Here is a 13,312-nt window from a genome sequence, read left to right on the forward strand (position 1 = left end):
AATAGACTTCTCCCGGTAGTTGTTACCCCCCGGAGATGTCTTACATGAGTTCGTTGACTGCGCTGCCCAGCGTTGCCGCGCCTGTGGCCAGCCCTGCCGCGCCGAGTGCGTTTGGCCCGCGCATCGTGGTCGGGCTGCTGGGTGTGTTGCTGGCGGTGTTGTGTGCTGGCCTCAACGAGATGGTCACCAAGGCCTCTCTGGCCGACATCCGTGGTGGCCTGTTTATCGGTGCCGATGAAGGTGCCTGGCTGATCGCGGTGTATGCCGCTGCGTCGGTGTCGGCGATGGCCTTTTCTCCGTGGCTGGCGGCGACGTTTTCCCTGCGCCGTTTTACCCTTTGTGCCATCAGCGCGTTTGCCTTGTTGGGGCTGTTGCAGCCCTATGCCCCGACTCTTTCCAGCCTGATGCTGTTGCGTACTTTGCAGGGTCTGGCATCAGGGGCTTTGCCTCCGATGCTGATGAGCGTTGCCCTGCGTTTTCTGCCGCCGGGTATCAAGGTCTATGGCCTTGCCGGTTATGCCCTGACCGCCACGTTTGGCCCGAACCTCGGCACACCGCTGGCCGGTTTATGGACTGAATACGTCGGCTGGCAGTGGGCGTTCTGGCAGATCGTGCTTCCGTCGCTGCTGGCCATGGCCTGCGTTGCCTGGGGCCTGCCGCAGGACCCGCTGCGCCTGGAGCGTTTCAAGCAATTCGACTGGCGCGGCGTGCTGCTGGGGTTACCGGCGATCTGTTCGCTGGTGATCGGCCTGACCCTCGGTGACCGTATGGGCTGGTTCAATTCCCCGCTGATCTGCTGGTTGCTGGGTGGCGGCCTGCTGTTGCTGGTGTTGTTTCTGTACAACGAGTGGTCCGAGCCGTTGCCGTTCTTCAAGCTGCAGATGCTTAAGACCCGCAACCTCACGCATGCACTGGTGACCTTGTTCGGCGTGTTGATCGTGCTGACCGCGGCGATCCTGATTCCTTCCAGTTACCTGGCGCAGATCCAGGGCTACCGCCCGGCGCAGACTGCCCCGGTGATGCTGCTGGTGGCCGTGCCACAGTTGCTGGCGCTGCCATTGACTGCAGCCTTGTGCAACCTGCGCGCGGTGGACTGTCGCTGGGTGTTGGCCTGCGGCCTGGGCATGCTGGCGCTGTCGAGCCTGCTGGGCAGCCAGCTCACCAGCGCGTGGATTCGCGACAACTTTTACCTGCTGCAGATGCTGCACATCTTCGGCCAGCCGATGGCGGTATTGCCGCTGCTGATGCTCGCCACCGGCGGCATGACCCCGCAGGACGGCCCCTTCGCATCGGCCTGGTTCAACACCGTCAAAGGCCTGGCCTCGGTGGTCGCCGCCGCGCTGATCGAGGCGCTGACCACAGTGCGCCGACATTTTCACTCCAACCACCTGGTCGACAGCCTGGGCAATTCGCCGCTGGCCGACAGCCAGGTGCCGGGCTTGGCCAAACGCATTCATGAGCAGGCGCTGGTGCTGACGTCTGCCGACCTCTACCTGTGCATGGCCGTGCTCGCCGTTGCCTTGATTGCGCTGATTCCTTTTGTGCCTACACGAATCTATCCACCGCGTACCGTGGCTTAGGCTATGTACGAAAAGTATGGTCATCCATCGTTGTGGGAGCGGGCTTGCCCCGCGATCTGCCGCAACGCGGCAGCAAAGCCTGAATTCGCGGGGCAAGCCCGCTCCCACAAAACTTTTCGTACAGAGCTTAGGTTGCTGTTCTGAGAGAACCCCATGACGACAATAACGACCCACCGAAAAACCGCCTTGATCGTTGCCACGCTGGTGCTGGCTGGCCTGCTCGGCGCAGGCGTGCCGCTGCTGCTGGGCGGTGATGAACAGAGCACCAACGATGCCTATGTGTCTGCCGACTACACCGTGGTCGCGCCGAAAGTGGCCGGTTTCATCACCCAGGTGCTGGTTGAGGACAACCAGCAGGTCAAGGCCGGGCAAGTGCTGGCGCTGATCGATGACCGCGATTATCAGGCGGCGCTGGCGGCGGCGCAGGCGCAACTGCTGGTGTCTACTGCGCAGCAGCACAATGCCCGGGCGACCCTGGAACGCCAGGCCTCGCTGATCGCCCAGGCGCAAGCAGCGGTCAGCGCGGATCAGGCCGAGATGGCCTTCGCCAACCATGAGCTGACGCGCTACAGCCGCCTTGCCGAACAAGGCGCCGGTACCGTGCAGAACGCCCAGCAGGCGCGCAGCCGGGTTGACCAGGCCAGCGCACGCCTGAACAACTCGCAAGCGGCGTTGGCAGCGGCACGCAAACAGGTCGATATCCTCCGCGCGCAAATGGACAGCGCCGAGGGCAGCCTCAAGCATGCCCAGGCCAGCCTGGAACGGGCGCAACTGGATGTCTCTTACACCCGCATCGTTGCGCCCATCGACGGCATGGTCGGTGAGCGGGCGGTGCGCGTTGGCGCCTACGTCAATCCCGGGGCGCGGCTGCTGTCGGTGGTGCCGCTCGAGCATGCCTACATCGTCGGCAACTTTCAGGAAACCCAACTGACCCATGTGCAGCCGGGGCAACCGGTACAGATCCGCGTCGATACCTTCGCCGATCAATACCTGCACGGTCGGGTCGAAAGCATCGCCCCGGCCACTGGCGTGACCTTTGCCGCGGTCAAACCCGACAATGCCACCGGCAACTTCACCAAGGTGGTGCAGCGTATCCCGGTGAAGATCGTCTTCGATGCCGATCAACCCTTGCTGCAGCGCTTGCGCGTCGGCATGTCGGTGGTGGCGACCATCGATACCCGCGCCACCCTCAGCAGTGGTAATGAGGTCAGCGCACGATGAAAGCTGCCTTCGCCGCAAGTCCCTTGCTGCTCAGCCTGTTGGCCGGTTGTACCTTAGGGCCGGATTTTCAAACTCCGGCAAATCAGGCCCCGGCCAACTGGGCGCCGTTGCAGGAAACGCCAGCGCCGAGTCAGGCCTTGGCCGAACCGATGGCGCAACGCTGGTGGGAGCAGTTTGACGATGCCAGGCTCAGTGCCCTGATCGAGCGCGCCAGCCAGCGCAACCTCGACCTGCAGATCGCCAGCGCGCGCCTGCTGCAGAGTCGCGCGCTGCGCACCAGCATCGCTGCCGAGCAAACCCCTGGCGTCGATCTCAACGCCGGTTACAGCCGTGCCCGCAACAGCGCTGAAGGCCTGAGCGATCCGTCCGGCAAGGGCGGCAAGTCGGCGTTCAATCTCTGGCAAGGCGATCTGGTCGCCAGCTGGGAACTGGACTTATGGGGGCGTGTGCGGCGTCAGGTCGAAGCCGCCGATGCGGTGGTTGAAGTGGCCGAAAACGACCGTCGTGGTGTGTTGCTGGCGTTGTTGGCGGAAACCGCCGGTAACTACATCCAGTTGCGTGCGGTGCAGAGCACCCTGGCGGTGACCCGAGAGAACCTGGAGGTCTCGCAGCACAGTTTGCGTCTGTCGCAGATGCGCCTGCGCGACGGGGTTGCGACCGCCCTGGATGTGGCCCAGGCCAGCGCTCAGGTGGCCTCGATCGAGGCACGCTTGCCCTCCCTGGAAGAACGTCAGGCGCAACTGATCAACGCCTTGAGCCTGTTGCTGGCCGAGCCGCCACGCAGCTTGCAGGCCGAATTGCTCGCACCGGCAGCGATGCCCGCGCCGCAGCAACGCTTTGCGATTGGCGTGCCTTCCGAGTTGGCCGAGCGCCGCCCGGACATTCTCCAGGCTGCTGCCCAGTTGCATGCAGCCACTGCCAGCATCGGTGTGGCCAAGGCGGATTTTTATCCGAGCATTCGTTTGTCGGGCAATGTCGGTTTTCAATCGATGCAACTGTCTGACTTTGGCGGTTGGGATTCACGTCGTTTCGGCATCGGGCCGCAATTGAGCCTGCCGATTTTCGAAGGCGGGCGGCTGCGCGGCGTGCTGCAGTTACGCGAGGCACAACAGCAAGAGGCCGCCTTGCACTACCAGCAAGTGGTGTTGCGCGCCTGGCACGAGATTGATGATGTGCTGCGCCTGTACAACGCCAGCCAGCTACGCCGCGACCTCCTGGCCGAAGCGGTGCGCCAGAACCGGATTGCCTTGCAGACGGCGCAACAGCAGTACGTGGAAGGGGCCGTGGACTTTCTCAATGTGCTGAGTGTTCAGGGCGCCTTGCTCGCCAGTGAAGAGCAGTGGGTCGAGAGTTCGGCGGCGGTGTCGCAGTCGTTGGTGGGCTTGTACAAGGCGCTGGGCGGAGGCTGGCAGGCGTTCGACCCTGCCAGCTTGAGCGCTGTCGTTACAACGGGCGGTTAAGGCCGAAACGCTTTTTCAGCACCGCATCCAGCAGCGCCTGCGGCAGCAGGCGCGCCATCAATGGCAGCGCGCGGCTGCCGTTACCCAGACGCACCAGGCTTGGCGTCGGTGTTTTTGCCACGGCCGCCAGCAGGCCTTGGGCAAAGTCGCTGGCTGAGGTCGGGTGATCCTGCGAGGCGCGGGCGCGTGCATGAATCTGCTCGCGCAACGGCCACCACGGCGAATCGGCAGCCAGCACCTGTTCCGCCTGGCTCTGGGCGTTGTCGGCAAACTGCGTGGCGATGGCGCCCGGCTGTACCTCCATGACCCGCACGCCCATCGGCGCCAGTTCCAGGCGCAGCGCATCGCACAAGGCATGCACGGCGGCTTTCGACGCGCAGTAGGCTCCGGCAAACGGTGTGACCAGTACCCCGGAAACGCTGCCGATGTTAACCACCAGCCCTTTGTTGCGGCGCAAGGCCGGGAACAGCGCGCGGGTGACGCCGACCAGGGCAAACACGTTGGTCTCGAACTGGCGCTGCATGGCCTCGACACCGCCATCGAGCAGCGGCCCCATGGCGCCGTAACCGGCATTGTTGATGAGGATGTCGAGGCCGCCATGGGCCGTTTCGATCTCAGCGCTCAGGTGTTGCAAGGCCTGCGCATCGTTGACGTCCAGCTGGCGGCCGGTAAAACCTGCGGCCTGCAGGCGCGCGACATCGTCGGTTTTGCGTGCGGTAGCCCAAACCTCATAGCCGGCCTGTTTGAAGCACTCTGCCAGGGCGCGGCCGATACCGCTGGAGCAACCGGTGATGAGAACGATGGGCATGGACGATCCTTCGCGAGGCGGGGGAGGGAAGCCCGATCATACGCAGCTCGCCCGTCGACGCAAATGCCAGCGGTGCTGTGGGAGCGGGCTTGCCCCGCGATTGCGGTGTGTCAGTGGAATTGCATCGCGGGGCAAGCCCGCTCCTACGGCTAATTGCTGAAGCTGCCGCGCAGTTGTTCCGCGTGAAACTCCACCGATTGCGGGCGATAACCAGAGCGCAGCGGTGGCAATGGCAGGCAGTCGCTCCACTCGGCGCCTGGCTGCAGTTCGCCGGGGCCGCGGTAGCGCGGTGCGCTGTAGGTGTTTTCGCTGAGGTTGACGCTGTCGCCCGGTGCATAGGCGGCGACGCGCCAGCGCAAGGTTTGCAGCGGCACATCGTTGCCGTTTTTCAGGTGCACGCGCAGTGGGCGGTCAGCCGGGCATTGCTCGGGGGCGTAGGTCAGGCGCAGGTCCAGGCGCGCCAGTTGGCGGGTTTCGCGGTTGTCCTGCCAGACTACCCAGAGGGCCACCATTGCCAGGCCGAAAACGGCCGCCAGGGAAATCGGCAGGGCTTTGGCGGGGTAGCGCAGCAACAGCACCAGCCAGGTGAGGATGAGTAGGGCACCGATGATCATGGACACGGCCTTGTGGTCGGAAATGCTTTTATCCTAACCAAAAAGCATCGCGGGGCAAGCCCGCTCCCACCGGTTCAGACACAACCGGTGGGAGCGGGCTTGCCCCGCGATAAAGCGCTTACTGCGCGATGGACTTGATCGATACCCCACGCTCAATCGGCGTCGAGCGCCCGTAGATATCTTCGAAACGCTCGATATCGTCCTCACCCAGGTAGCTGCCCGACTGCACCTCGATGATCTCCAGCGGGATCTTGCCCGGGTTGCGCAGGCGGTGCACCGAGGCAATCGGGATGTAGGTGGACTGGTTCTCGGTCAGCAGGAAGACGTTTTCGTCACAGGTCACTTCAGCGGTGCCCGACACCACGATCCAGTGTTCGGCGCGGTGGTGGTGCATCTGCAGCGACAGGCTGGCACCCGGTTTGACCGTGATGTGCTTGACCTGGAAACGTCCGCCCATGTCCACCGAGTCATACGAGCCCCACGGCCGATACACTTCGCAATGATTTTGCGTTTCGCTACGGCCCTGTTCGTTGAGGGTGTTGACCAGTTGCTTGACGCCTTGCACCTTATCTTTGTGAGCAATCATCATGGCGTCTTTGGTCTCGACCACGACGATGTTCTCCAGGCCGATCACTGAGACCAGTTTGCCGTTGCCGTGGATCATGCAGTTGCGGCTGTCTTGTACCACCACATCGCCTTTGGTGACGTTGCCGTTGCTGTCTTTGTCATGCACCTCCCACAGCGACGACCAGCAACCCACATCGCTCCAGCCGGCACTGAGCGGTACCACGCAGGCGCGCTGGGTTTTTTCCATCACCGCGTAGTCGATGGAGTTATCCGGGCAGCAGGCGAAGGTGGCGTCGTCGATGCTCAGGTTATCGCCGTCTTCTTCACTGCGCTCAAGGGTCAGCAGGCAGGTGTCGTAAATGTCCGGGTCGTGCTTTTTCAGCTCTTCGAGGAAGCGGCTGGCACGGAACAGGAACATGCCGCTGTTCCAGAAGTAGCCACCGGCCCGGACGAATTCAGTGGCGCGTTTCTCGTCGGGCTTTTCCACGAACTGGGCGACCCGGCTGACGCCTTCGGGCAGCAGCGCGTCCTGGCTCGATTTGATATAGCCGTAGCCGGTTTCCGGTTTGCTTGCCGGTACGCCGAACAGCACCATCTCGCCACGCTCGGCGGCCACGGTGGCCAGGGCCAGGGCGCGTTGCAGGGCTTTCTGGTCGTCGATGACGTGATCCGCTGGCAGCACCAGCATCAACTCGTCACGCCCTTCATTGAGCAGCTTCATCGCCGCCAGCGCGACGGCCGGTGCGGTGTTGCGGCCAAAGGGTTCGAGCAGAATCGCCTGGGTTTGCAGCTTCAGGTTCTGCAATTGCTCGGTGACGATGAATTTATGGTCCTTGTTGCAGACCACAATCGGTGTGTCCATGCCTTCGAACACCAGGCGCGACAGGGTTTGCTGGAACAGCGTGTGCTCGCCGGTCAGGGCCAGGAACTGCTTGGGGAATTGTTTGCGCGACAGGGGCCACAGACGCGAACCGCTACCACCGGACAGGATGACTGGAATCATGAGTGTTCTCCGAAGTTTGAAAAAGGCAGTTGATTAACGGGTCGATACCGGGCGCTTGACCCAGACCGGCGACAGCGAGTCGCCGGAACCGGTGACGTAGAGCACCGCTGCTTCGCCGCGCTCCAGCGCCACTGGCTTCAGGTCGCTGACTTTTTTGTCGCCTTCGTACAAGGCCAGGCTGACCTTGACCGGATTGATTTCACGCTCGCCGCGGGACTTGGCTGCCACCGGCTTGACCACCTCGGTCTTGCCGTCGGCGGTTTTCAGGGTCAGGGCCTGGTTGCTGAGGTTCTGCACGCGTACCAGGGATTTCTGTTTGTTCTTGAACGGCGGTTCTTCAACCAACTGCGGCGCGCCGGCCGCGTTGTTGACCAGTGTGTAGTAGTGGTCGGCGGCAAGCTTGACCGGCAGGCTCTGGCTACCGAGCTTGGCGCTGTAGTCGCCTTGCGGCATGAAGCTGAAGTCGCTGCTGGCCTGCGCTGCGACGTCATTGATCTGGGTGTTGCCGACGCTGGCGCTGACCGCCTGGTTGCCGGCGTTGTAGATGCGCACGAAGGTTGAACCCTTCGGCGCGCTCGGGCCGTACAGGGCGGCATCGGCGCCGGCCCAGGCCTGCAGCGAGAGCAGGCTCATGCCGGCAGTCAGGGCAAAGGCTTTGGCAATACGGTGCTTGGTGGTCATGTGCGTTACCTCTCAGTGTTCCGTCCGATTGGACGACAGGGCCAGATCGTGATTGGCATTACGGGTTTTCTTCAGCTGGGCGATCCACTGTGGATCGAAGTCGCTGAGGTCGTTCTTCATTGGCAGATAGCGTTCCGGGAACTCCCAGATCAGCACTTGCGGGGCGCTGTCTTTGAAGGCCGCGCTTTGCAGGTACTTGAGCATCGGTAGCAGCGGGCCATGGCCGTCTTCGGCGTAATTGACCACGTCACTGCGCAGGGCTTGCTGCAAGGCGCCGAGGAAGTTCCAGTTGGGGTTAGCGCTGTAGCTGGTGCCTACCAGAGCCACCGGGATTTGGTTGTCAGCAAACAGCGCGTCAGGGTTTTGTGCTGCGCTCTGCGCCGGGCGGGTGCTGCGTGCCTGCAGGGTGTCCGGTGGCGGCAGCAGGTTGCTGAACAGCGGGTCGAGCGGCAGGAAGTTGGTCAGGTCGCCTTTGTACGGCGCGCCGGGGCGCTGTTCGGTAATGAACTGCTGCGGTTCGCCGCTGAGCAGGTTCTGGCGGCTGACCGCTTCAGCCAGGTGCTGGGCGGCCACTTCGGCGCCCAGCGGCGTCCAGTGCGTATCGGTGCGCAGGAACACCTGGCCACGATTTTTCGCGGTGGTCAGCGGCGCCAGCAGGTCCGGGGCAAACACGCCGGCCTGACGGGCCTGGGCATGGAACTCGTTGTACAGGTCGTCGTGCAGGCTGGCCGGAGTTTGTTCACCCAGGTACTCGCTGTACAAGCGCGCCTTGGCCGGAACGATCGCCAGCACCAGTTGCACGCCGCGCTGTTGCAGGGTGTCGCGCACACCACGGATCAGGGCGAGGTTTTCCTGTTCGAAATGATCGCTGTTGGCGACCGGTTTGAACTCCTCGTCGCTGAACAGCCACTGCTCGCGGCCCAGTACCACGCCAGGGCGACCTTCGTTGAACAGCTTGAAGTCCAGCGCTGCCCACAGGTTGGTGCCGATGCGTTTGAGCGGAAACTGCTCGTCGTAGTGGGTTTCGGCGGCTTTTGCCAGCTTGCCGTCGAGCACACTCATTTGCGCGGTGCGCTGGAAGCTACCCAAGCCGCCCAGCGACCACAGGCCCAGGCCCAACAGCAGGGCGAGGAACAGCACGGAATAGAGTTTGCGTAATGATCGGGTCATGGTCGCCTCACTCAGAACTGGAAGTAGAGAAACGGTGAGTAGCTTTGCGCCGAGAGCTTGAGGATCGAGGCGACAAACAGCAGCAGCACCAGGGCACGGGTGGCGTACAGCCCCCAGTCCAGGCTCAGGCTGCCGTCAGCATGCACGGCCACCGGCTGCGCCTTGGGTTCGGGCTTGGCGTTGCGATAGAAGTCGCGCAGGCCGAAGAACGCCAGGCTCGCGTAGGCCACCAGCAGGGTGGCGACTTGCAGGCCGGTGAGGTTGGCGCGATTGAGTTCCGACAGCTGCCAGTCGGCGAAGCTGAACATGGCGCCGTACATGCGCGCAGCGACATCGAGGTTCTCGGCGCGGAAGATCACCCAGCCGATCACCACCAGCAGGAAGGTGAAGGCCCATTTGACCGGATTGAAGCGCTGCGGGTTGGTGTCCAGGCCCAGGGCGCGCTCGATGGCCAGCCACATGCCATGCCAGGCACCCCAGATGATGTAGGTGAAGTTGGCGCCATGCCACAGGCCGCCCAGCAGCATGGTCAGGAACAGGTTGCGGTAGGTGGCGAAGGTGCCGCCACGGTTGCCGCCCAGGGTGATGTACAGGTAGTCGCGCAGCCAGGTCGACAGGCTGATGTGCCAGCGCCGCCAGAACTCGGTGATCGACTGGCTGATGTAAGGCTGCTTGAAGTTTTCCATGAAGCGGAAACCCATCATCAAGCCCAGGCCGATGGCCATGTCGCTGTAGCCGGAGAAGTCGAAATACAGCTGCGCGGTGTACGCCAGGGCGCCCAGCCAGGCGTCGCCGGTGCTCGGGTTCTGCAGGGCGAAGCAGTGGTCGGCGACCACCGCCAGGGTGTCGGCGATGAATACCTTTTTGATAAAACCCTGCATGAACCGCGTGCAGCCCTCGGAGAACTTGTCGAGGGTATGGGTGCGGTGATTGAACTGATCGGCCAGGTCGCGAAAGCGCAGCACGGGGCCGGCGATCAGGTGCGGGAAGATCGCCACGAAGGCCGCGAAGTCGATCAGGTTGCGCGTGGCTGGGGTGTCGCCGCGGTACACGTCGATGATGTAGCTGATCGATTCGAAAATGTAGAACGAGATACCGATCGGCAGCAGCACGTGGGTGAGGATGAACGGCTCAAGCCCGAACGAAGTCATGATCGCGTTGAGGCTGTCGACCCCGAAGTTGGCGTATTTGAAGTAGCCGAGGATGCCCAGATCGACGGCCACCCCGAGCAACAGCCAGCGCTGCGCCGATTGGGTACGCACACCGGCGGCACCGACTTTCAGGCCGATCCAGTAGTTCCACAGGGTAACCCCGGCGAACAGCGCCAGGAAGTCCACGCGCCACCAGGCGTAGAACAGGTAGCTGGCCAGCAGCAACAGGGCGTTGCGATAGCGTTGCCCGCTCAAGTAGTACAAGCCGAGAAAGATCGGCAGGAACAGGAACAGGAACACATTGGACGAAAACACCATCCCGATCTCTCCTTGTCGTTATCCATATAGGGGCAGCAGCCCCCCAAACCCCCCGTGAACAATCACCGGGGAAACCGTTGCGGTGGGAGCGGGCTTGCCCCGCGATTGCGGTGTGTCAGCGACATCGCATCGCGGGGCAAGCCCGCTCCTACCGGTGTTCGTAAACTCGGGTCAGGTCGCCGCCCAGGCGGAAGTTTCTGAACGGCTGCATGTCGTGCTTTTTCTCCAGGGCATCGGCACTGCAGCGGTAGAGGCTGCACCAGGGTTCGAGCCAGGCGTATTTGCTCTCGACTTTCAGGTCGTTCATGTTCTGTTTTTCGCCGCTCTTGGCCTTGAACGGGCCAGGATCCTTGGCCCCGGACAGCACCCGATCACCCAGGCGTTTCAGGGCGCCATGGTTTTCGGGGCGCACATCGACGCCATTGGCCTGGGCGAAGCTGGCGATCATTGCCAGCGGTGGCAGGGCATAGTTGTGGTAGGCCAGGGCACGTTGCTTACGCTTGAGCTCGTTGGGTAAGAAGCCCTGGTCATCGACCTGGTTGGCGGCGACCCGGTACTCTTTCACCGACCAATCGAACAGGTCGCGGCGGTCGGTGGCGACGGCGGTGGCCATCACCGACCAGGCAGCCCAGTAGGAGTGATTGTTGATCTTCTCCAGGGGCAGGTTGCTCCAGTCGTTGACCACTTGATCGGCCAGGCGGGCAAACCATTTTTCGATCAGTTCGGCTTCTTGCTGGTGCGCCGCCAGCGGCTGGGAATTGGAGAACTTCAGGTGCAGCCACGAACCGCTGAGGCTGCCTAGCGCCCATTTGCGCATGGACTTGCCGGTGTGGTTGTAGTCGTTCGACATCAACGCATCGGCACGCGCCCAGGTACCCAGCCATTTCAGGGTGCAATCGAGTTGCTGCGGGCGGCCGTCGCGCATGTACTGCATCACCTGTTTGCTGACCCCGCGCTCCAGCGTGGTGATGCTGGCGGTGGAGTCGCGGAAGGCTTTTTCCGAAGCCTTGTTCAGGGTCGCACGGGCGCTGTCCGAGCCTTCGTACTTGCTGCGAAATTGCAGCTTGCCGGTGTAGGGCTTGGGCACAGCTTCGCAGGTGTAGTTGCCAGGGCCGGTTTTGAGTTTCTCGATGCCGGCGTAGTAACCCGGTGGCGGGACCAGCCCGGCGGCGTGTGCAGCCGGACCAAACAGGGCCAATGCCAATCCAAGTGCCTTGAGGTGTGAACAGGCACTGTGGGAGCGGGCTTGCCCCGCGATAGCTGTTCCGGCTTTTTCGCGGGGCAAGCCCGCTCCCACAGAGGTGGGTAGGATATTGAGCATGTTCATTAGTGGCTCACTTTCGTTGGCACAGCGTGGCTTCGACGTTCTGGGTGCCGCTTTGCGGGCCCTGGACTTCCACTGCGAGCAAGGTCTGGCTGGCCCAGTCCTCGTCTTCGCGCAACTGGAAGGCGAAGCGGCCATCGGTGTCGGCGGTTTCCGGCTTTTCGATTTTCAGGTCTTCGTGACGGCCATTGAGGTACCAGAGGGTAGCCTGCAGGACCTTGACCGAGGTGTCTTCGAAGCGGATATCCAGCTGGTGACGCTTGTTGGTCAGGTCTTTGATCACCCCACCTTTGCCGTTGACCATCAGCTCGTTCTTGCCCGACTTTAGGGCAGTCTTGGCGTGCATCAGCGCCGGTTTGCCCTCGCAGCCGTTATCGAGCAGGGCGAGCATCTGCCGCCAGATGGTTTCCTGGTCCAGGCGATACAGTGGTGAGAATTCCCAGATGAGGATCTTCGGCGGATTGTTCTTGAAGTCGTCGCTGCCCAGGTACTGGATCATCGAGCCTTCAAGGCCGCCACCGGGGAAGGCGACGTTGAGCACGTCGGCGCCGATGTACTGTTCAAGGAAGCCGGAGAAGTTGTAGTTCTTGCCGCTGTGGCTGGTGCCGACCAGGGTGATTTTTGGGTTACCGGAGTCGCCGAACAGGTCGTCACTGCCACTTTCGCCTTTCGGTTCGGTGACGAACTGGTCCATGTACTGCACCGCATAGCTGGTGCCGCACAGCTGCCCGGCAACGTTGTGCAGGGTGCCGGTTTTACCCATGCGTCCGGACTTGTGGCTTTCGAATTCGCGGCGCGGAATGTCGGCGAAGGCCGGCATGTTGTGCACGGTGTCGGCGACGATTTTCGCCGCCCGCTCAGCGCCGTATGGCGTCCAGTGCTGGTCGCCACGGAAGTAGAAGTCTTTGCCCTGGTCTGCTGCGGCCAGTTGCTCGTTGGTCAGGGGCGACAGGTCCGGCACGTTGTAGCCCATCTTGCTGAAGCGGGCGAGCATCGCCTGATAATTGCCCAAAGCTTTCTCGTAGTTGAACGCGGCTTTCTCGGCGGGGTTGAGCATGTTGCGGTTCACCAGGCCACGGGTGGGCTGATACACCACCACCAACTCGATACCCCGCGCCTTGAAGGCGTCGTGCAGCTGCTGTAGGCGTTTGTAGCCGGCCGGGGTGGTCTGGAATTCGGTGCGCAGGTCTTCACGGGTACGGAACAGCCAGTCGCCCTGCGCCTGCACCAGGGTGGTGAAGTTCTGCTGATAGCGTGTGGTGTAGCGACTGGCGTCGTGCGCTTCGGGGCACAATTGGCAGCAGGGTTCGGCGCTGAAGCTTGGGGCCTGCGCCGTTTCGGCCTGCGCGCCGTTGCTGAGCGCCATCAGGGCCGCACTCAGGCCCAGCAGTTTCATCAGGTGTGGGGTCATGTCG

11 protein-coding genes are annotated in these 13,312 nt (G+C 62.7%); 3 read left to right on the forward strand and 8 right to left on the reverse strand.

Translation table 11 applies throughout. The features are described from left to right. Positions 1–44 precede the first annotated feature (44 nt). The 3 genes from ACVWSC_RS04710 to ACVWSC_RS04720 all read left to right on the forward strand — a co-directional run bounded on the left by ACVWSC_RS04710 (position 45) and on the right by ACVWSC_RS04720 (position 4,261). A complete protein-coding gene (locus tag ACVWSC_RS04710) occupies positions 45–1,580 on the forward strand; it encodes an MFS transporter (protein WP_442112269.1) in 1,536 nt (511 codons plus the stop codon). A gap of 162 nt (positions 1,581–1,742) precedes the next feature. Next, on the forward strand, positions 1,743–2,801 hold the full coding sequence (locus ACVWSC_RS04715; RefSeq protein ID WP_442114255.1) for an HlyD family secretion protein: 1,059 nt from the start codon (positions 1,743–1,745) through the stop codon (positions 2,799–2,801). Then, a complete protein-coding gene (locus ACVWSC_RS04720) occupies positions 2,798–4,261 on the forward strand; it encodes an efflux transporter outer membrane subunit (RefSeq protein WP_442112270.1) in 1,464 nt (487 codons plus the stop codon). Before ACVWSC_RS04715 ends, ACVWSC_RS04720 begins: the two co-directional genes overlap by 4 nt. Here ACVWSC_RS04720 and ACVWSC_RS04725 read toward each other — a convergent pair. The 8 genes from ACVWSC_RS04725 to ACVWSC_RS04760 all read right to left on the reverse strand — a co-directional run bounded on the left by ACVWSC_RS04725 (position 4,245) and on the right by ACVWSC_RS04760 (position 13,308). Then, positions 4,245–5,069 (reverse strand): SDR family oxidoreductase, encoded by an 825-nt coding sequence (locus tag ACVWSC_RS04725; RefSeq protein WP_442112271.1) that lies wholly within the window; start codon positions 5,067–5,069, stop codon positions 4,245–4,247. The two genes, ACVWSC_RS04720 and ACVWSC_RS04725, sit on opposite strands and share 17 nt — an antisense overlap. A gap of 149 nt (positions 5,070–5,218) precedes the next feature. Beyond that, positions 5,219–5,683, reverse strand: coding sequence for a multidrug transporter (locus ACVWSC_RS04730; protein WP_442112272.1), 465 nt, complete (start codon positions 5,681–5,683; stop codon positions 5,219–5,221). 118 nt (positions 5,684–5,801) lie between these two features. Beyond that, a complete protein-coding gene (locus tag ACVWSC_RS04735; RefSeq protein WP_442112273.1) occupies positions 5,802–7,253 on the reverse strand; it encodes a mannose-1-phosphate guanylyltransferase/mannose-6-phosphate isomerase in 1,452 nt (483 codons plus the stop codon). A 33-nt stretch (positions 7,254–7,286) separates the two neighbouring features. Beyond that, positions 7,287–7,934 carry an alginate O-acetyltransferase AlgF gene (locus ACVWSC_RS04740; protein ID WP_442112274.1) on the reverse strand — a complete coding sequence of 216 codons (648 nt, stop codon included), beginning with the start codon at positions 7,932–7,934 and terminating at the stop codon, positions 7,287–7,289. A gap of 12 nt (positions 7,935–7,946) precedes the next feature. Further along, positions 7,947–9,104, reverse strand: coding sequence for an alginate O-acetyltransferase (locus ACVWSC_RS04745; protein WP_442112275.1), 1,158 nt, complete (start codon positions 9,102–9,104; stop codon positions 7,947–7,949). An 11-nt stretch (positions 9,105–9,115) separates the two neighbouring features. Then, positions 9,116–10,573, reverse strand: coding sequence for an MBOAT family O-acyltransferase (locus ACVWSC_RS04750; RefSeq protein WP_442112276.1), 1,458 nt, complete (start codon positions 10,571–10,573; stop codon positions 9,116–9,118). A 148-nt stretch (positions 10,574–10,721) separates the two neighbouring features. Then, positions 10,722–11,777 carry a mannuronate-specific alginate lyase gene (locus ACVWSC_RS04755; protein ID WP_442112277.1) on the reverse strand — a complete coding sequence of 352 codons (1,056 nt, stop codon included), beginning with the start codon at positions 11,775–11,777 and terminating at the stop codon, positions 10,722–10,724. Positions 11,778–11,907: 130 nt separating this feature from the next. Further along, positions 11,908–13,308 (reverse strand): alginate O-acetyltransferase, encoded by a 1,401-nt coding sequence (locus ACVWSC_RS04760; RefSeq protein WP_442112278.1) that lies wholly within the window; start codon positions 13,306–13,308, stop codon positions 11,908–11,910. Between the last annotated feature and the right edge of the window lie 4 nt (positions 13,309–13,312).

The sequence above is a fragment of the Pseudomonas sp. NUPR-002 genome (assembly GCF_056322725.1).